Origin of the sequence: Streptomyces hirsutus (assembly GCF_001418415.1) — a bacterium.
Lineage (GTDB): Bacteria > Actinomycetota > Actinomycetes > Streptomycetales > Streptomycetaceae > Streptomyces > Streptomyces hirsutus.
Genome location: NZ_LIQT01000613.1, coordinates 1 through 1,553 on the forward strand (window position 1 = coordinate 1; position 1,553 = coordinate 1,553).

Consider the following 1,553-nt stretch of genomic DNA (forward strand, 5'->3'; position numbering starts at 1 on the left):
TCGCCGCCGCCTCCGGTGGTGCCGCCGCCCGTGGTGGCGCCGGCGCTGGTGCTCGGGGCCTGTTCCACCGGGGACGACTGCTGGGGCGGGGCCTCGCCGGTGGTGCCCTGGGTCTGGCTGGGCGCGCCGGTCACACCACCGCCGGTGTCGCGGGTCGCGCCAGGGGTCGTGGTGCCCTCGGCGGGACTGGCGCTGCCGGTTCCGGAAGTGGCGCCCTGGGTGGGCGGGGTGGAAGCGGACGGGGTCCCCTTCCGGCGCTCGCCGGGCTCCTGCGGAAGCGGGGAACCCGGGAGTTCGTTGCGCGGGGCTTCGCCGGGACCGGGGACCACCACGCGGTCGGCGTCCCGCACGGCGCCGCCGAGCAGCGAGCCGACGAGCAGGGTGAGTCCGCAGACGACGACGGTGACGAGGGCACCGCGGCGCAGCACGTAGCGGCGCAGGTCCCAGAGGTCGGAGCGGGGTCCGAGGCGGCGCCAGGCGCGGGCGACGAGGCGGCCGTCGACGGAGTAGACGGGAGCGCCGGCGATGATCAGCGGGGACCAGGCGGCGAGGTAGATGATGTCGGGCGCGTCGTAGGCGGGGACGCTCTTCCAGCTGACGGTGACGAGCAGCGCGGCGGAGAGCAGGGNNCGCCGTGGCGCCTGGCCCGGCGGCCGCCGGTGTTCGGGCCGGTGGCGGTCCGGTGGCCGCCGGTGTCCCCGAACTCGTCGCTGTCGTAGTCCTGTTCGCCGTATCCCTGCTCGCCGTATCCCTGTCGGCCGTAACCCTGCTCGTCGTAGTCCTGGTCCCCGTAGCCCTGGCCGCCGTACGCCGGTTCGTCGTAGGCGCTGCCGACGGTGCGCAGGGGGGGCAGCAGGGGCTGCCGGCCGCCGTGGGTGCGCTGGGGGCCGACGACGGGTGTTTCGAGGGTCTGGGCGGTCGGGTCCTCGGCGTAGCCGTAGCCGTAGCCGTAACCGTCGCCGGCGCGGGGGACGACCTGGGTGGCGCCGGCGTCGGTGAGCGGTTCGTCGGCGTGGCGGACGCTTCCGTTCCGCATGGTCTGGAGGAGCCGGTGCGCGCCGGTGTCGTCGGGGGCCGAGCGGCCGCTCCAGACGACGGGGCGCCGACGGGGCGCCGACGGGCCGCGGTCCGGCCCGGGGCGCCCACGGTGGTGACGACGGGGATGCGGGCCGTGTCCTCGGCCGCGATCAAGTGCCGTGCGATCCGCTGGGATTGGACGCGTCGGTTCGAGACGCCCAGCTGCACGCGGAAGCTGGCGTGATTGACGATGACCTGCGCCGGATCGCTCGGCACCTTCACCATGCTCAGCGCGGGAGCGTCGTCGAGTCCCGACGAGCGGTCCCCCGTAGGTGTGCGGGGTGTTCTGGTGTCCACACTCGTCTAACCGAGTGACCCGACGTTAGGACACTGCCTTGACGCGCCGGATGTGTCCGGACCGCGTCAAGCATGTCTCCCACCCGTCCGGACGACCTGGAATACCCCGTACGGGTGAAGGTGTCGAACGGTCTTTCAGGCGCGGCGGCGTGCCGCCTCGTACAGCACGACTCCCGCCG

The 1,553-nt window shown here is 74.3% G+C and carries 1 pseudogene; it reads right to left on the reverse strand.

The window, feature by feature from the left end:
* Window positions 1–628: pseudogene (locus AOK11_RS43190) on the reverse strand (hypothetical protein); the annotation flags it as partial.
* Between the last annotated feature and the right edge of the window lie 925 nt (window positions 629–1,553).